Source organism: Bacillus sp. T33-2 (genome assembly GCF_002860205.1).
Classification (GTDB): Bacteria; Bacillota; Bacilli; order Bacillales; family Cytobacillaceae; genus T33-2.
The window spans coordinates 1-17,380 of the sequence record NZ_PGVB01000028.1 but is presented as its reverse complement, the minus strand read 5'-3'; the positions used below and the strand labels follow the sequence as shown (position 1 = coordinate 17,380).

The window sequence follows — 17,380 nt, the reverse complement described above, 5'->3', positions numbered from 1 at the left end:
CTTTCCAGCTAAATATGATCAGTCATTTGACACTTTCGCGATGCGGCCCTGTTCAATATATACGAGCAGAATGGAGATATCGGCAGGATTCACTCCGGATATACGGGATGCCTGGGCAATTGAGAGCGGCCGGACTTGCTTCAATTTTTGGCGCGCTTCTGAAGCCAGACCGGTGATTGCATCATAATCGATGTTCTCAGGAATTTTCTTATCTTCCATCTTTTTGAGGCGGTCAACTTGCTGCAGTGATTTTTCGATATAACCCTCATATTTTATTTGGATTTCCACTTGTTCGGTTACATCAGGATCCACTTGTTGCTCTGCAGGGACAAGTTGATGGATATGCCCATATGACATTTCTGGGCGCTTCAACAGATCCGATGCCCGGACTCCATCCTTCAATTCGCTGCCGCCCAAGGATTGGACAAGTTCCTGAACTTCTTTTGACGGCTTGATGATAATCGATTGAAGTCGCACTTTCTCTGTTTCTATCGCTGCTTTTTTAGCAAGGAATCTTTCATATCTGTCATCACGAATCAATCCAAGCTCCCGGCCAATTTCAGTAAGCCTCAAATCAGCATTGTCATGCCGCAGCAACAATCGGTATTCTGCACGGGAGGTTAAAAGACGGTATGGTTCATTTGTCCCTTTTGTAACAAGGTCATCAATTAACACACCAATGTATGCGTCGGAACGGCGTAAAATGACTTCTTCCTTGCCAAGAGCCCTTCTTCCTGCATTAATTCCTGCCATGATCCCCTGGCCTGCGGCTTCTTCGTAGCCTGATGTTCCATTAATCTGGCCGGCAGTGTACAGGTTTTTCACTTTTTTCGTTTCAAGGGTCGGCCATAGCTGAGTCGGCACAATTGCATCATACTCGATTGCATAGCCTGCACGCATCATTTGCACGTTCTCAAGGCCCGGAATTGTTTTTAGTATTCTTTGCTGCACATCCTCCGGAAGGCTTGTCGACAAGCCTTGGACGTAAACTTCATTCGTGTTCCGGCCTTCAGGCTCGAGAAAGATCTGGTGCCTTGGCTTGTCATTGAACCTGACGACTTTATCTTCAATGGATGGGCAGTAGCGTGGCCCCGTCCCCTTGATCATCCCTGAATACATGGGAGAGCGGTGCAAATTATCATCAATAAGCTGATGGGTTCTTTCATTGGTATAGGTCAGCCAGCATGGCAGCTGGTCTGTAATAAACTTTGTCGTCTCATACGAAAATGCCCTCGGGACTTCATCCCCAGGCTGGATTTCTGTTTTTGAATAATCGATCGTATGGCTGTGGACACGAGGAGGGGTCCCTGTTTTAAACCGAACGAGATCAAAGCCCAGTTCCTCAAGATGTTCAGAAAGCTTAATGGAAGGCTGCTGGTTGTTCGGTCCGCTTGAATATTTCAATTCACCTAAAATAATTTCCCCGCGCAAATAGGTTCCTGTTGTCACTACAACTGTCTTGGCATGATAAACTGCACCAGTTTTCGTAACCACCCCTTTGCAGACTCCGCCCTCAACAATCAGCCTTTCGACCATGCCCTGGACCAATGTCAGGTTTTCTTCATTTTCAAGTGTCGTTTTCATTTCACTCTGGTATAGAAATTTATCTGCCTGAGCACGCAGCGCCCTTACAGCCGGTCCTTTCCCGGTATTCAACATCCTCATTTGAATGTAGGTTTTATCAATGTTTCTGCCCATTTCCCCGCCAAGGGCGTCGATTTCCCGGACAACGATCCCTTTCGCAGGTCCGCCCACCGACGGGTTGCATGGCATAAATGCAATCATATCAAGATTTATCGTAATCATTAATGTGCTGGCACCCATACGGGCAGAAGCAAGTCCTGCTTCTACCCCTGCGTGGCCGGCACCAATTACAATGACATCATAACTGCCTGCTTCATATTGCATTCTGGCTTCCTCCTTTATTTTTTCATCATTTATCGTACGATATTATTTACCTAAGCAGAACTGTGAAAATAGCTGGTCTATGAGGCTTTCGTGCATACTGTCCCCAATGATTTCCCCCAGCAATTCCCAGGCTCGGGTGAGGTCAATCTGTACAATGTCAATTGGAGTACCGGCTTCCGCTCCACTGATTGCCTCCTCAATTGAATGCAACGCCTGGTTTAGCAGGGCAATATGGCGGGTGTTCGAAACATATGTCATATCTCCTGCTTCAATAGAACCCGAGAAGAATAGAGATGCAATCGCTTCTTCCAGTTCGTCTATGCCCTGGTCTTCAAGAAGGGAGGTAGTGACCATTTTATAGTCATTCGCCAGTTCCCTGACCCTGTCCATATCGATCTTCTGGGGCAAATCGGTCTTATTGACGATGACAATGACATCCATCCCTTCGACGGCTTTAAAAATGTTTTCATCTTCGGAGGTTAGCTCATCGGAATAGTTCAGCACAAGCAGGATCAAGTCAGCTTCCCTTAAAACCTGCCGGGAGCGCTCGACTCCAATCCTCTCCACTATGTCCTCGGTTTCCCTGATTCCGGCCGTATCAAGCAGCCTGAGCGGGACTCCCCTTACATTCACATATTCTTCGATTACATCCCTGGTCGTTCCAGGAATATCAGTAACAATCGCTTTATTTTCATGTACGAGGCTATTTAATAATGACGACTTCCCTACGTTGGGACGTCCGACAATCACTGTAGACAAACCTTCACGCAGGATTTTTCCCTGCTGTGACGTCTGAAGGAGTTTCTCAATTTCATTCCTGACATAACCCGCTTTCTCAAAAAGCATATGATGGGTCATTTCCTCCACATCATCGTATTCAGGGTAATCGATATTCACTTCAACATGGGCGAGTGTTTCAAGAATTTCCTGCCGAAGCTTCCTGATCAGCTTGGACAGGCGGCCTTCCATCTGTCCCAGTGCCATATTCATCGCCCGGTCGGTCTTGGCCCGGATCAAATCCATGACAGCTTCTGCCTGGGATAAATCAATACGGCCATTCAAAAAAGCACGTTTTGTAAATTCACCCGGCTCAGCTAGCCTCGCCCCCTCATTTAACACAAGCTGCAAAACGCGGTTGACCGAAACAAGGCCGCCGTGGCAATTGATTTCCACCACATCTTCTTTTGTGAATGTTTTTGGCCCTTTCATCACTGCGACCATCACCTCTTCCGCAACTTGTTCGGTTTTAGGGTCAAGGATATGTCCGTAGTTAATTGTATGGGATGCCGCATTGGCAAGTTTTTTTCCTCTTACTCCTTTAAAAAGGCGGTCAGCGATCCGGATGGCGTCATCCCCGCTTAACCGTACGATTGCGATCGCACCCTCCCCCATCGGAGTGGAAATCGCCGCGATTGTGTCGAACTCCATGTTCTTCACCCTCTTTCTAACGTGTACGTAAAAAATTATATATAAAATAAATGTTTGGTCAGAATCCCTAAATTACAAGAATACCACATTGAATTGATGAAAAAAATAAACATCGCTGTTTTTATCAGTGTTATCCACAAAACCGAAAATAAACATCTTTAATTTTAACTTATCCACATGTGAATAACAATAAAACGAAATTCCCCTTCATCCATTAAGAACCCGGAGATGTGGACAAAAATAAAAAAGGCGAGCTGGCGAGTGTGAAAAAGGGATTGTATCAAACGACAAGAGCGGGATTTTTCAGGAGCGCAAAAAATCCGGTTAGAAAAACAACCGGATTTTAATGCGATTTTACTGGAGAGATGACAATGTGACGGTGCGGCTCACTGCCATCCGAAAATGTTTTGATTTTTTTATTATCCATCAACGCTGTATGGATCACTTTTCTTTCATAGGAAGGCATTGGTTCAAGAGCGACATTTTGGCCGGATTTAACAGCTTTTTGGGCAAGCCGTTCAGCAAGCTGGATCAAGGTTTCATTTCTTCTCTTACGATAATCCTCCGCATCGAGCAGAACGGTTAAATATTGTTCGGAATAACGATTAATGACGAGCTGGGTTAAATATTGAAGTGAATTTAATGTTTGGCCCCTTTTTCCAATTAACAGGGCGATTTTATCGCCCGTTAATATAAATTGGACATTCTTCCCATCCTTAATTACTTCAACCTCGACCGGAGCCCCGATATTTTCACCAACGGCTTTTACGTAATTTACTGCTTCCTCAATGGCATCCGGTTTGACTGAAGCCTTTATGACTGCCGGCCGGGAACCGAAGATTCCGAATATCCCTTTTTTACCTTGATCAATAATCTGTATTTCTGTGCGGTCTTTTGTTGTTTGTAATTGAGCTAAAGCTGATTTCACTGCTTCTTCGACAGTTTGTCCTGTAGCAGTCACCTGTTTCACTTTTTTGCTCCTCCCGCGCTGCCGGCCGCTGAAGCTTTCAGGTCCGGCCCTTTAATAAAATATGTCTGTACAATCATGAAAATGTTACCGACTACCCAGTATAGGGAGAGGGCTGCCGGGAAATTGATCGCAAACACGATAATCATGATTGGCATCAGCCAAAGCATCATCGCCATTTGCGGATTCTGTTCCGCTGTGCCCGCCATCATCATTTTTTGCTGGATAAATGTAGTCACACCTGCGATTAATGGCAATAGATAGTACGGGTCGGGTGCTCCAAGATCGAACCAGAGGAAGTTATGTTCAGCAATTTCCCTTGTCCGTGAAATCGCGTGGTAAAAACCAATCAGGATTGGCATTTGAATCAAAAGCGGGAAGCACCCTGCGAGCGGGTTAACACCATGCTTTTGAAAAAGTGCCATTGTTTCCTGCTGCAGTTTTTGCTGTGTTTTCTGGTCCTTAGAACTGTATTTTTCACGCAGTTTCTGCATCTCTGGCTGCAATGCCTGCATTGCCTTTGAACTTTTTGTCTGCTTGATCATCAATGGCAAAATGGCCAGCCGAATGATGATTGTAACTAAAATAATCGAAAGCCCGAAGCTTCCGAAGGCAATGTCAGCCATTTTCACAATGAGCATTGATAGTGGATAAACAATATACTCGTTCCAAAAGCCCTGGCTTTCGGAAGTTATCGGCTGGTCATATTCCGTACAGCCTGTCAAAACCGCCATTATTAACAGCAGTCCGGTTATTAATAGCATTCGTTTCTTCAACCGTTATTTCCTCCTTACTGCAAAGAGTTCATGAGTTTAAATTTTTTTCCAATGCTTGTCCCCATCATATATCCAAATTTACGGTTCTACTCACTGAAAGGCAATTTAAGAGTATTTTATCATCTTTTATGGGGAAGCGCTTTTAAAAGTTTTAAAAGACGAAAAATATTTTCAATAGTCTCCATTATTGCCAGCATGGGTTTTTTTCAAAACCCGCGCAACCCTGAGTACATGTGACAGACTTTTTTTTACTTCCTCCATCCCCATTTCGGCTGCAGGTTTCCTTGCGATGATTACATAGTCATTGCCGGTATGGACGTGCTCGTAAAGTTCATGAAAAGACTGCCTTATCAACCTTTTTATCTGGTTCCGGACCACTGCATTGCCAATTTTCTTGCTTACAGACAGACCGATTCGAAAGGTGTCCTGACCAGGCTTTTTCAATACATAAACGACGAACTGCCTGTTGGCGAAGGACTTTCCTTTATTGAAAACTTCCTGGAATTCTTTATTTTTCTTAATGCGCAACTCTTTCTTCATTTCCAACACACCTTCGATCCAGTGGTAAACCCTCAGTTATTATTATCCAGACCAAGCTGGTTTCATCCCGGCGCCTTAGCAGAGATCTGCCGCAGTCAAAGGGAAACTTCTTAAGCCGTGCCCCCTCATCCATGTGCGGAACTTCAGGAGGGGATGCCGCTTTTCTAATAAAGAGAAAAAAGACCACTGACATTTCAGTGGCCTAAGCAGATAATACTTTTCTTCCTTTACGACGACGGCGTGCAAGGACTTTACGTCCGTTTGCTGAGCTCATACGACTGCGGAAACCGTGAACTTTGCTGTGTTTACGTTTATTTGGTTGATATGTTCTTTTCATATATTACACCTCCCTGAGGAATCGGACCTTAAGTTAAGACATTCTTTCTAATTATAAGGAGGTGTCCAGTAAATTGTCAATACCAACAAAATGCGGCCGGCTAAAATCACAATACCGATGCTAGACCAAAACGCGAACAGCTGGTTCCAGCCAGATGCCTGAATCAACACCTGTGGACAAGTTTCGACAGGGTTTTCACAATCCACAGAAGTTACTGACAGGTTGGACACACAACCCAAACTTGTGGACAAAAATGCTCCCCAGCGGAGCGGGATTGTGGATAAAGTATGAAAAAGCGTTGCGCCAAGCTGTTTTTTTTGATATTATATTTGTGTTTTCACTCTGAATAAATCAGAAGATCATTCCTTCTTATCCACACATTGTGGATAAACTGTGGACAGGTTATTCAGGGGATTTGTATAACTTTGTCCACAAGAAGTGGATAATGTCGAATATCCACTTGATTTCCTTATTATATATTTTTCCACATTAATTGTTTCGTATATTTATAAATTAGCAGGTTATACATAGACGATAACCACGCATTTGCACGGAACACCAAACTTTGGACAAAGGAGGGAAAACTGTTGGAAAATATTGCGGACCTCTGGAATAAGGCGCTGGCCAATATTGAAAAAAAAATCAGCAAACCAAGCTTCGATACATGGCTGAAAGCGACCAAAGCCCATTCGCTGCAGGGGGACTCGCTGACGATTACTGCGCCCAATGAATTTGCCCGTGATTGGCTGGAAGAGCGGTATTCCCAGCTAATCTCAGAGATTTTGTACGAACTTACTGGAGAGGAACTGGCCGTAAAGTTTATTATTCCCCAGAATCAAAATGATGAAGAAGTCAATTTGCCTGTTCCGCCTAAAAAACAAAAAAAAGGCGACGACCAGCCGGAACTTCCTCTCAACATGCTAAACCCCAAATATACATTTGATACGTTCGTAATCGGATCAGGTAACCGTTTTGCACATGCGGCCTCCCTCGCTGTGGCCGAAGCACCTGCCAAAGCCTATAATCCGTTATTCATATATGGAGGCGTAGGTCTGGGAAAAACCCACCTTATGCATGCAATCGGACACTATGTGCAGGATCATAACCCATCAGCAAAGGTAGTGTACTTATCTTCCGAAAAATTCACAAATGAATTCATTAATTCGATCCGGGATAATAAAGCAGTCGATTTTCGGAACAAATATCGGAATGTAGATGTGTTGCTGATCGATGATATTCAGTTTTTGGCCGGTAAAGAACAGACACAGGAAGAATTTTTCCACACATTCAATACATTGCATGAGGAAAGCAAGCAGATTGTCATTTCAAGTGACCGTCCGCCAAAAGAAATTCCTACGCTTGAGGACCGTCTCCGTTCCCGTTTTGAATGGGGCCTGATTACGGATATTACCCCACCGGATCTGGAAACGAGAATTGCGATCCTCCGGAAAAAAGCGAAAGCAGAAGGCCTTGATATTCCGAATGAAGTAATGCTGTATATTGCGAATCAGATTGATTCAAATATCCGGGAGCTTGAAGGAGCTTTAATCCGTGTTGTGGCCTATTCATCATTAATCAATAAAGACATCAATGCAGACCTCGCCGCCGAGGCACTTAAGGATATCATTCCGAGCTCAAAGCCTAAGGTGATAACCATCCATGAAATCCAAAGAGTGGTTGGAGAGCATTACAATATACGCCTTGAAGACTTTAAAGCGAAAAAACGGACTAAATCCGTGGCCTTTCCGAGGCAGATTGCCATGTATTTATCAAGGGAACTTACCGACTTCTCCCTTCCGAAAATAGGAGAGGAATTCGGAGGGCGTGACCATACTACCGTCATCCACGCCCATGAAAAAATTTCAAAGCTGCTTTCAAGTGACTCGCTTCTGCAAAAACAGCTGAAAGACATTAATGAGCAGCTGAGAGTATAGGAAACTGTGAATAACCCGGATCTGATTGCACACAGTCTGTCCACATGTGGATAGGCTGTGTTTACTTTCGAAAATCAAGTTATCCACAAATCCACAGGCCCTACTATTACTTCTACTATTTTTTAAATAAAATTATATATATTAACAATCAGTAAAATACCTGAACGGAGGATTTAAAAAATGCAGTTTATCGTCCAACGGGATTATCTTTTGCAAAGCGTCCAGGATGTAATGAAAGCAGTAACGAGCAGAACGACAATTCCGATTCTGACAGGAATAAAAATTGTCGCAACAGAAGACGGAGTTACATTGACAGGAAGTGATTCCGATATTTCAATTGAATCTTTCATCCCAAAAGAGGAAGCCGGTGATGAAATTGTTGAGATCAAACAAACAGGGGCAATTGTTTTACAAGCCCGCTTCTTTAGTGAAATCGTAAAAAAATTGCCAACAGATACAGTGGAAATCGAAGTGCAGAATCACCTGCAGACTGTCATACGTTCCGGAAAATCAGAATTTAATTTAAATGGCCTGGATGCTGAGGAGTACCCTCACCTTCCCCATATTTCGGAAGACAACATTTTCCGGATCCCGACAGACCTTCTGAAGGTTTTAATCAGACAAACCGTTTTTGCAGTGTCCACCTCAGAAACACGCCCTATCTTGACAGGTGTAAACTGGAAGGTTGAAAACAACGAATTAACCTGTATTGCAACAGACAGCCACCGGCTGGGATTAAGGAAAGCAAAACTCAATACGGAAACGAGCGGGAATTACAATATTGTCATTCCAGGTAAAAGCCTGACGGAATTGAGCAAGATCCTGGATGATACGACTGACCTTGTCGATATTGTCATTACCGAAAACCAGGTACTGTTCAAGGCAAAGCATTTATTGTTCTTCTCCAGGCTTCTGGAAGGCAATTATCCTGATACAGCCCGGCTTATTCCAAATGAAAGCAAAACAGATATCGTTGTGGATACGAAGGAATTTTTGCATGCGATTGACCGTGCCTCCCTTCTGGCCAGGGAAGGAAGAAACAATGTTGTCAAATTTGCAACCGTGGATGGAGGAGCAATTGAAATATCCTCCAATACACCTGAAATTGGGAAAGTCGTGGAAGAAGTTCAGAGCAAATCAATTGATGGAGATGAGTTGAAGATTTCCTTCAGTGCGAAGTACATGATGGATGCGTTAAAAGCGTTGGAGGGAACGGAAATTCAAATAAGCTTTACCGGAGCGATGAGGCCATTTTTAATCCGTCCTCTGAACGATGAAACGATTCTGCAATTGATACTGCCTGTAAGGACATACTAATGAATGATTACAGCTGCCAGTTACGCTGGCGGCTTTTTTCCGATTATTGCATAATACGGAAAATATTTCAGGGCTGTAATGGCCATAATAACTAGTGGAATTATTTCTTTTGTAAGCATGTGAATTATTTAGTAAAATAAAATATTAGATACCTTTTTAAAATTAGCAAAACATAATGGGTTTTATGGACCTTTGAGGAAACTGGAACCAAGGTAAAAAACACCGGATAGCAGTAAAAATTGCCACATGAAAGTAATTGCAGGATTTTTCTTACTGGAAAAGGGTGGAACCATGAGCACTGAAGTTAAAATTAGCACGGAGTATATTACACTTGGCCAATTTTTGCAGCTGGCTGATATCATCCAAACTGGCGGAATGGCCAAATGGTTTCTGGATGAATTTGAGGTTTTTGTTAACGGGGAACAGGATCAAAGACGTGGAAGAAAGCTGCGTGCCGGAGATAAAGTGGATATACCGGGCCATGGCGTATTTTTTGTTAAATAAAGAATGTGGTTTTGGTATGGCGATATGCAGGGGATGAACGTTCATGTATATAGAGGAGTTACTTTTAAAAGATTATCGGAACTATGATGAACTGGAAGCCCGGTTTGAAAACAAGGTGAATGTGATTTTGGGCGAAAATGCCCAGGGGAAGACAAACGTGATGGAATCAATTTTTGTGCTTGCCATGGCAAAATCGCACCGGACGGCAAATGATAAAGATCTTATTCGCTGGGACCAGGATTATGCTAAAATAGAGGGAAGGATAAAAAAACAGCATGGCCCTTTGCCAATGCAGCTCATTATTTCAAAAAAAGGCAAACAGGCGAAATGCAATCATCTTGAACAGCGGAAGCTCAGCCAATACGTAGGAAATATGAATGTCGTTATGTTTGCACCTGAGGATCTCCATCTTGTCAAAGGGAGCCCTCAAATAAGGCGTCGTTTTATTGATATGGAAATTGGCCAGGTATCGCCTGTTTATTTGCACGACATCAGCCAGTACCAAAAAATCTTGCAGCAGCGGAATCACTATTTGAAGCTATTGCAGACAAAACAGAAAAATGATTTAACGATGCTGGAAATACTGACAGAACAGTTCATTGATATATCGGCCAAAATTATAATCAAAAGGTTTGAATTCCTGCGTTTGCTTGAAAAATGGGCGATGCCGATCCATGAAGGGATTTCCAGGGGGCTTGAAACGCTAAAAATTGTGTACAGGCCGTCTGCTGATGTATCAGAAGGACTGGATTTGTCGAAAATGGTAACAGTCTATGAGGAAAAGTTTGCTAAAATAAGGACGCGGGAAATTGACCGTGGGATTACCTTGTACGGTCCCCACAGGGATGATCTTTGTTTTCTGGTGAATGGCAGGGATGTCCAGACGTTTGGATCGCAGGGCCAGCAAAGAACGACTGCATTGTCGGTCAAATTGGCAGAAATAGAGTTGATCCATGCTGAGAGCGGCGAATACCCTATCCTTCTTCTGGATGATGTACTGTCTGAACTGGACGACTACCGCCAGTCCCATTTGTTGAACACCATCCAGGGTAAAGTCCAGACTTTCGTTACGACAACAAGTGTGGATGGAATTGATCATCAAACTCTGAAGGAAGCTGCCGCTTATAAAGTAGATTCCGGAGTGATGACCCGGGTCCAATGAGGTGAAGACATGTATTTGCATGTAGGAGAGGACATCCTGGTGAGAACCAGGGATATTATAGCCATTTTAGATAAGGAAACAGCCAACACCTCCCCTCTGCTGGAACAATATATTGCGCGCCACAGGGAACAGGTCGTTAATCTTTCAAGAGGAGCCTATAAGTCGGTTGTTGTCACTGATGACACCATCTATTATTCCCCGCTTGCGTCAGGAACATTAAAAAAACGCTCACAAAAATTATCCGTTCAGGAATTTATATAAAAATAATTTGCTTAAAGAATGAGGCATATGAAAGTGTAGGTGATCGATGTGGCCATGGAGCAAAACGCGACTCAGAGCCAAGCTTACGATGCAAACCAGATACAGGTTCTCGAAGGTCTGGAGGCTGTCCGGAAGCGTCCCGGGATGTACATCGGAACGACAAGTGCAAAAGGACTTCACCACCTTGTCTGGGAGATTGTCGATAACAGTATCGATGAAGCACTCGCAGGCTACTGTGATGAAATAAATGTAATCATCGAAAGTGATAATAGTATAACTGTTAAAGATAACGGCCGCGGTATACCGGTCGGAATTCATGAAAAAATGGGCAGGCCGGCAGTTGAGGTGATCATGACCGTATTGCATGCGGGCGGTAAATTTGGCGGCGGCGGATATAAAGTATCCGGGGGGCTGCACGGTGTTGGTGCTTCTGTTGTTAATGCACTGTCCACCGTGCTCGAGGTGTTTGTCCACCGTGATGGAAAGATCCATTATCAAAAATTCGAGCGCGGGGTTCCTACTGCAGATTTGAAGGTAATCGGAGAGACGGACGGCACAGGGACTACTACCCACTTCAAGCCGGATGCCGAAATTTTTACTGAAACGCTTGAATATGATTATGAAACACTTGCGAACCGCATCAGGGAGCTTGCCTTCCTAAACCGGGGCATTAAAATAACCATTGAAGACAAACGGGTTGCAGACAAAAAGAATGAGTATTATTACGAAGGCGGCATCAAGGCTTATGTAGAGCACTTAAACCGTACAAGGGAAGTCCTCCATGATGAGCCGATCTATACTGAGGGTGAAAAAGAAGGCATCACGGTTGAAGTTGCCCTGCAGTACAATGATGGATTCACAAGCAATATATATTCCTTCGCCAACAATATCCACACTTATGAGGGCGGAACACATGAATCCGGATTTAAAACGGCCCTTACACGCGTAATCAATGATTATGCAAGAAGGCAGGGCATTTTTAAAGAAAGTGATGCCAATCTGTCCGGGGAGGATGTAAGGGAAGGATTGACAGCCATCGTGTCTGTCAAACATCCTGATCCGCAGTTTGAGGGACAGACGAAAACAAAGCTGGGAAATTCTGAAGTACGGAATGTTACGGATACTGCCTTTTCGGAACACTTCGAGAAATTCCTGCTTGAAAATCCAACTGTTGCCAGAAAAATTGTGGAAAAAGGATTAATGGCTGCGAGAGCCCGTCTCGCGGCGAAAAAAGCCCGGGAATTGACAAGAAGGAAAAGTGCGCTTGAAATTTCCAGCCTTCCAGGCAAGCTGGCCGATTGTTCGTCCAAGGATCCATCCATTAGCGAGATTTATGTGGTTGAAGGTGATTCTGCGGGAGGATCGGCAAAACAGGGGCGGGACCGCCACTTCCAGGCAATTTTGCCGTTGCGCGGTAAAATTTTGAATGTTGAAAAGTCGCGCCTTGACAAGATACTTTCAAATAACGAGGTCAGGGCAATCATTACCGCAATCGGAACCGGGATTGGAGAAGACTTTGAAATTTCCAAAGCTCGTTATCACAAGATCGTCATCATGACGGATGCCGATGTGGATGGAGCGCATATCCGGACTTTATTATTGACGTTCTTCTACCGTTATATGAGACAAATTATCGAAGCAGGGTTTATTTATATCGCCCAGCCTCCTTTATATAAAATCCAGCAGGGCAAGCGGATTGAGTATGCCTACAACGACAGGCAGCTGGACCAGATCATGAATGAACTTTCCGCGAATCCAAAACCGGGGATCCAGCGTTACAAAGGTTTGGGAGAAATGAATCCTGAACAGCTCTGGGAGACGACAATGGATCCTTCCACACGCACCCTTCTCCAGGTAAGCCTGGAAGATGCGATCGAAGCGGATGAAACATTTGAAATCTTAATGGGCGACAAGGTTGAGCCCCGCAGGCAGTTTATCGAAGAAAATGCCATTTATGTGAAGAATTTAGACATTTAATTTGGCCAGGATAGCGGGTATTCCTCTATCCTGCTTTTTACTGATAGGCTTAAAGAAACAATCTGGCAACAGCGGTATCGTCACATGCCAGACAAACAGGCTGCCGGTTTAAACCGGTACTCCGAGTTTTCTTAAGGAGGTTTCTCTTATGGCAGAGACACCAAATTCTCGAGTGAAAGAGATCAATATCAGCCAGGAAATGCGCTCGTCATTCCTGGATTATGCAATGAGTGTCATAGTAGCACGGGCACTGCCCGACGTCCGTGACGGTTTAAAGCCGGTGCACCGCCGTATTCTTTACGCGATGCATGATCTTGGTATGCATGCGGACAAACCCTTTAAAAAATCTGCCCGTATCGTGGGCGAGGTTATAGGTAAATACCATCCTCACGGAGATTCTGCTGTTTATGACACAATGGTCAGGATGGCACAGGATTTTAACTACCGTTACATGCTCGTCGACGGACATGGAAACTTCGGTTCTGTCGATGGAGATGCAGCTGCTGCAATGCGTTATACGGAAGCGCGCATGTCGAAAATTTCGATGGAACTGCTCCGTGATATCAACAAAGATACGATTGACTACCAGGATAACTATGATGGTTCGGAGAGAGAGCCGGCTGTTCTGCCATCAAGATTCCCTAACCTGCTGGTTAACGGTACATCTGGAATTGCTGTTGGCATGGCAACCAATATCCCTCCCCACCAGCTTGGGGAAGTTATCGACGGTGTACTGGCTGTCAGTAAGGACCCTGACATCACGATACAGGAACTGATGGAGTTCGTCCCAGGGCCGGATTTCCCTACTGCAGGGCTAATCCTGGGAAGAAGCGGCATCCGGAAAGCATATGAGACAGGCCGCGGCTCCATTACGTTAAGGGCAAAAGTTGAGATTGAACAAAAAGCCAATGGCAAGGAAGTCATTATCGTTAAAGAGCTGCCCTACCAGGTAAACAAAGCAAAATTAATTGAAAAAATTGCCGAGCTTGTCCGTGATAAGAAAATTGACGGCATCACAGACTTAAGAGATGAATCAGACCGCAGAGGTATGCGGATTTATATCGAGGTACGCAAGGATGCCAACGCTAATGTCCTGCTGAATAATCTGTACAAGCAAACGGCGTTGCAGACCAGTTTCGGCATCAATCTGCTCGCTCTTGTAGATGGCCAGCCAAAGGTTTTAAATTTAAAACAATGCCTCAAATATTATCTTGACCATCAAAAGGTTGTCATTCGCAGAAGAACCGAGTTTGAGCTGCGCAAGGCAGAAGCACGTGCGCATATTTTAGAAGGATTGCGGGTTGCACTCGACCATCTGGATGCCGTCATCAATTTGATCCGCAGTTCCAGGACGACTGAAGAAGCAAGGGAAGGCTTGATGACCCAATTCAACCTGTCCGATAAGCAGGCACAGGCGATTCTGGACATGCGCCTTCAGCGTTTGACAGGCCTTGAGCGGGAAAAAATCGAGGATGAGTACCAGAGCCTTGTGAAGCTGATTGCCGAATTAAAAGCGATTCTTGCCGATGAAGAAAAGGTCCTTGAGATCATCAGGGAAGAACTTACCGAAATCAAAGACCGCTTTAATGATAAAAGGCGGACAGAAATTGTTTCAGGCGGGCTTGAATTCATTGAGGACGAGGATTTAATTCCAAGGGAACACATCGTTATTACTTTAACCCATAACGGCTATATTAAACGTCTTCCTGTATCCACCTACCGTTCCCAAAGACGGGGCGGGCGAGGCATCCAGGGCATGGGGACAAACGAAGATGATTTTGTTGAACATCTGATTACAACTTCTACCCATGACACGCTCCTATTCTTTACGAACAAAGGTAAGGTTTACCGTTCAAAGGGATATGAAATTCCGGAATTCAGCCGCACAGCCAAGGGGATTCCGATCATTAACCTGCTCGGAGTTGAAAAAGGCGAGTGGGTCAATGCGATTATTCCGGTAGAAGAATTTGTGGACGACTGGTTCCTGTTCTTCACTACCAAAGAGGGTATTTCGAAACGTTCACCATTGACATCCTTCGCAAATATCCGTAACAACGGACTTATTGCCCTCAACCTGCGAGAAGACGATGAATTGATATCTGTCCGTTTAACAGACGGCAGTAAAGAAATTATTATCGGAACGAAAAAAGGGCTGCTTATCCGTTTTCCTGAAACAGATGTACGCTCCATGGGCCGTACTGCGACTGGAGTAAAAGGTATCAGCATTGCAGAAAATGATGAGGTTGTTGGCATGGAGGTACTTGAGGAAAGCACTGATATCCTGATCGTCACTAAAAACGGCTACGGTAAAAGAACCCATGCCAGTGAATACCGCATTCAATACAGGGGCGGTAAGGGAATTAAAACAGCGAACATAACGGACAAAAACGGTGACCTTGTAACGATGAAGGTTGTTACTGGCGAAGAAGACCTCATGTTGATCACGACAAGGGGCGTCCTGATCCGTATTCCTGTGAGCAGCATTTCCATCACTGGGCGTAACACCATGGGAGTTAAACTAATCAGTCTTGATAAAGCTGAAAATGAAGCTGTTTCCACCGTTGCCAAAGTAGACAGGGACGAAGAAAAAGATGAAGAATACCATGAAGGCACAGAAGAATCAACCAATGCAGAAAGTATTGTTGAATCGATAAACGATTCTGCAGTAGAAGACGAAGAATAAACATATAACAAAGGGACACAAAATTTGTGTTCCTTTTTTTTTGCAAAATAAAGTAAAATAAATTTAAAAAAGAAATTTTCTGAGGTGGAACCGTTGCGCGTAAAAGTTTATGAACTTCAGGAGGGCTGTATTGTTTCCGCTGACGTTTTCAGCAGGACAAATCGCCCTGTCATTGGTAAGAATACGGTTTTGACGGGACAGCTGATCAATGTCCTAAAAGCTTTTTTGATTAAAGAGATATACGTTGAAAAAACAATGGTGAATGGCATGCCGTTTATCCCAACTGAATCGGCTGCACAAGGATTAGCTGAAGAAAGGGAAGTAACTGGAGACCTTTCTTTTGTTGATTTGTTTTTACGATCCAAACAGCATTTAAAAAAGGAGTTTGTAAAATGGCAATCAGGTGCTCCGATTGATATCGCTAAGGTCCGTAACATCTTACTGCCTTTTTTAGACAGCACAGAGACCCTTGCTTCACATATTCTTAACCTGCACCATTATTCCACCAAAGATGATTATATTTACAGCCATTCTTTAGCCGTAGGAATTATCAGTGGATTTATCGCCAAAAAAATGAACTACAGCAAAGGCGACATTATTCAAATTGCCATAGCAGGAAGTTTATCAGATTGTGGAATGGCGAAATTAAGCACAAAGCTGTTAAATAAAGAGGCTTCCCTTACTGATGATGAGTATGAAGAAGTAAAAAAGCACTCTACATATAGCTATAATATGGTTAAAGCAAGCCCCCTGTTGAAAGATGGCACAAAACTGGCTATTGTCCAGCATCATGAAAGACTTGACGGAAGCGGCTATCCTTTTGGCGAAAAAGACAACAGGATTCATCCTTTCGCCAAGATCATTGCGGTTTCAGACATTTTTCATGCTATGACATCAGAACGGCCATACAAGCGAAAGCATTCTCCTTTTAAAGTTCTTGAAATGATCCTTGAAGATTACTTTGGCAAGTTTGACATCAATGCATTAAAAGTAATTAGTTCAGCCATTATGAATTTTTCTATCGGAAGTAAAGTCAGGCTTTCAAACGGCCAGGAAGCAGAGGTTCTTTTCGTGGAGGAAAAAAGCCCAACCCGTCCGTTAATCAAGCTTTTAGAAAATGAACAAATTGTCCACTTGAGCAAAAACAGGCAATTATTTATAGAAGAGGTTATGCATTAAGGCTGACGCTAGTGTCAGCCTTTCGTGTTTTTACCGAATGGAATTCAGAAGCGGAATGAAAAAATCGCCATTAATGGATAATAAAGCAGTGTTAAAAAGGGTTGCGACAAAGATAAAGTGCTGATATACTCATCAAGTCTGTATGAAAAAGTGAATAGGTTATTTACTTATTAAAAAGTTATTGACATAAGCAGTTGATAAATGGTATATTAATAAAGTCGCTTACGGGCGTCGTTAAACGAATTGCTCTTTGAAAACTAAACAAACAAGCGTCAACAAACAATAATCATCATGTTTCTTCTATATAGAAGTTTCATGAGCCAACGTTTTATTATGAGCTATATTCAACTCACTTTATTGGAGAGTTTGATCCTGGCTCAGGACGAACGCTGGCGGCGTGCCTAATA

At 43.7% G+C, this 17,380-nt stretch carries 15 protein-coding genes; 8 read left to right on the top strand and 7 right to left on the bottom strand.

Annotation, left to right across the window (positions count from 1 at the left end; genetic code table 11):
* Positions 1-18 precede the first annotated feature (18 nt).
* The 7 genes from mnmG to CVD19_RS24265 all read right to left on the bottom strand — a co-directional run bounded on the left by mnmG (position 19) and on the right by CVD19_RS24265 (position 6,207).
* Positions 19-1,908, bottom strand: a complete 1,890-nt coding sequence (gene mnmG, locus CVD19_RS18100; protein WP_101584131.1) for a tRNA uridine-5-carboxymethylaminomethyl(34) synthesis enzyme MnmG — start codon at positions 1,906-1,908, stop codon at positions 19-21.
* Positions 1,909-1,950: 42 nt separating this feature from the next.
* Positions 1,951-3,336 (bottom strand): tRNA uridine-5-carboxymethylaminomethyl(34) synthesis GTPase MnmE, encoded by a 1,386-nt coding sequence (gene mnmE, locus CVD19_RS18095; RefSeq protein WP_101584129.1) that lies wholly within the window; start codon positions 3,334-3,336, stop codon positions 1,951-1,953.
* 343 nt (positions 3,337-3,679) lie between these two features.
* A complete protein-coding gene (gene jag, locus CVD19_RS18090; protein WP_101584127.1) occupies positions 3,680-4,306 on the bottom strand; it encodes an RNA-binding cell elongation regulator Jag/EloR in 627 nt (208 codons plus the stop codon).
* Positions 4,303-5,079 carry a YidC family membrane integrase SpoIIIJ gene (gene spoIIIJ, locus CVD19_RS18085; RefSeq protein WP_101584125.1) on the bottom strand — a complete coding sequence of 259 codons (777 nt, stop codon included), beginning with the start codon at positions 5,077-5,079 and terminating at the stop codon, positions 4,303-4,305. Before spoIIIJ ends, jag begins: the two co-directional genes overlap by 4 nt.
* Positions 5,080-5,250: 171 nt before the next feature.
* Positions 5,251-5,619 (bottom strand): ribonuclease P protein component, encoded by a 369-nt coding sequence (gene rnpA / locus CVD19_RS18080; protein ID WP_101584122.1) that lies wholly within the window; start codon positions 5,617-5,619, stop codon positions 5,251-5,253.
* Positions 5,620-5,821: 202 nt separating this feature from the next.
* On the bottom strand, positions 5,822-5,956 hold the full coding sequence (rpmH, locus tag CVD19_RS18075) for a 50S ribosomal protein L34 (protein WP_066059809.1): 135 nt from the start codon (positions 5,954-5,956) through the stop codon (positions 5,822-5,824).
* A 47-nt stretch (positions 5,957-6,003) separates the two neighbouring features.
* A complete protein-coding gene (locus tag CVD19_RS24265) occupies positions 6,004-6,207 on the bottom strand; it encodes a hypothetical protein (RefSeq protein WP_142383549.1) in 204 nt (67 codons plus the stop codon).
* 336 nt (positions 6,208-6,543) lie between these two features.
* On the opposite strand from CVD19_RS24265, the gene dnaA reads away from it, so the two are divergent.
* From dnaA to CVD19_RS18030, 8 genes are all read left to right on the top strand, one after another.
* Positions 6,544-7,890 (top strand): chromosomal replication initiator protein DnaA, encoded by a 1,347-nt coding sequence (gene dnaA, locus CVD19_RS18065; RefSeq protein ID WP_101584117.1) that lies wholly within the window; start codon positions 6,544-6,546, stop codon positions 7,888-7,890.
* 180 nt (positions 7,891-8,070) lie between these two features.
* Positions 8,071-9,207, top strand: coding sequence for a DNA polymerase III subunit beta (gene dnaN, locus CVD19_RS18060; RefSeq protein WP_101584115.1), 1,137 nt, complete (start codon positions 8,071-8,073; stop codon positions 9,205-9,207).
* Between the two features lie 291 nt (positions 9,208-9,498).
* On the top strand, positions 9,499-9,711 hold the full coding sequence (gene yaaA, locus CVD19_RS18055) for a S4 domain-containing protein YaaA (protein ID WP_101584175.1): 213 nt from the start codon (positions 9,499-9,501) through the stop codon (positions 9,709-9,711).
* A 43-nt stretch (positions 9,712-9,754) separates the two neighbouring features.
* Positions 9,755-10,873, top strand: coding sequence for a DNA replication/repair protein RecF (gene recF / locus CVD19_RS18050; RefSeq protein WP_101584113.1), 1,119 nt, complete (start codon positions 9,755-9,757; stop codon positions 10,871-10,873).
* 9 nt (positions 10,874-10,882) lie between these two features.
* The gene (gene remB / locus CVD19_RS18045) at positions 10,883-11,134 is read left to right on the top strand and encodes an extracellular matrix regulator RemB (protein ID WP_101584111.1); all 252 of its coding nucleotides are present in this window, start codon (positions 10,883-10,885) and stop codon (positions 11,132-11,134) included.
* A gap of 54 nt (positions 11,135-11,188) precedes the next feature.
* Positions 11,189-13,111, top strand: a complete 1,923-nt coding sequence (gene gyrB, locus CVD19_RS18040) for a DNA topoisomerase (ATP-hydrolyzing) subunit B (protein ID WP_101584109.1) — start codon at positions 11,189-11,191, stop codon at positions 13,109-13,111.
* Between the two features lie 148 nt (positions 13,112-13,259).
* Positions 13,260-15,794, top strand: a complete 2,535-nt coding sequence (gyrA, locus tag CVD19_RS18035; protein ID WP_101584107.1) for a DNA gyrase subunit A — start codon at positions 13,260-13,262, stop codon at positions 15,792-15,794.
* A gap of 84 nt (positions 15,795-15,878) precedes the next feature.
* Entirely contained in the window at positions 15,879-16,973 is a 1,095-nt protein-coding gene (locus tag CVD19_RS18030) for an HD-GYP domain-containing protein (protein ID WP_308314883.1), read from the top strand.
* The last annotated feature ends 407 nt before the right edge of the window (positions 16,974-17,380 follow it).

What these genes read in the sequence shown, in the direction of transcription:
- gyrA (WP_101584107.1), top strand. Translation starts at nt 13,260, where the DNA reads ATGGCAGAGACACCAAATTCTCGAGTGAAAGAGATCAATATCAGCCAG.
- dnaN (WP_101584115.1), top strand. Translation starts at nt 8,071, where the DNA reads ATGCAGTTTATCGTCCAACGGGATTATCTTTTGCAAAGCGTCCAGGAT.
- rnpA (WP_101584122.1), bottom strand. Translation starts at nt 5,619, where the DNA reads ATGAAGAAAGAGTTGCGCATTAAGAAAAATAAAGAATTCCAGGAAGTT.
- gyrB (WP_101584109.1), top strand. Translation starts at nt 11,189, where the DNA reads ATGGAGCAAAACGCGACTCAGAGCCAAGCTTACGATGCAAACCAGATA.
- mnmG (WP_101584131.1), bottom strand. Translation starts at nt 1,908, where the DNA reads ATGCAATATGAAGCAGGCAGTTATGATGTCATTGTAATTGGTGCCGGC.
- remB (WP_101584111.1), top strand. Translation starts at nt 10,883, where the DNA reads ATGTATTTGCATGTAGGAGAGGACATCCTGGTGAGAACCAGGGATATT.
- rpmH (WP_066059809.1), bottom strand. Translation starts at nt 5,956, where the DNA reads ATGAAAAGAACATATCAACCAAATAAACGTAAACACAGCAAAGTTCAC.
- recF (WP_101584113.1), top strand. Translation starts at nt 9,755, where the DNA reads ATGTATATAGAGGAGTTACTTTTAAAAGATTATCGGAACTATGATGAA.
- yaaA (WP_101584175.1), top strand. Translation starts at nt 9,499, where the DNA reads ATGAGCACTGAAGTTAAAATTAGCACGGAGTATATTACACTTGGCCAA.
- mnmE (WP_101584129.1), bottom strand. Translation starts at nt 3,336, where the DNA reads ATGGAGTTCGACACAATCGCGGCGATTTCCACTCCGATGGGGGAGGGT.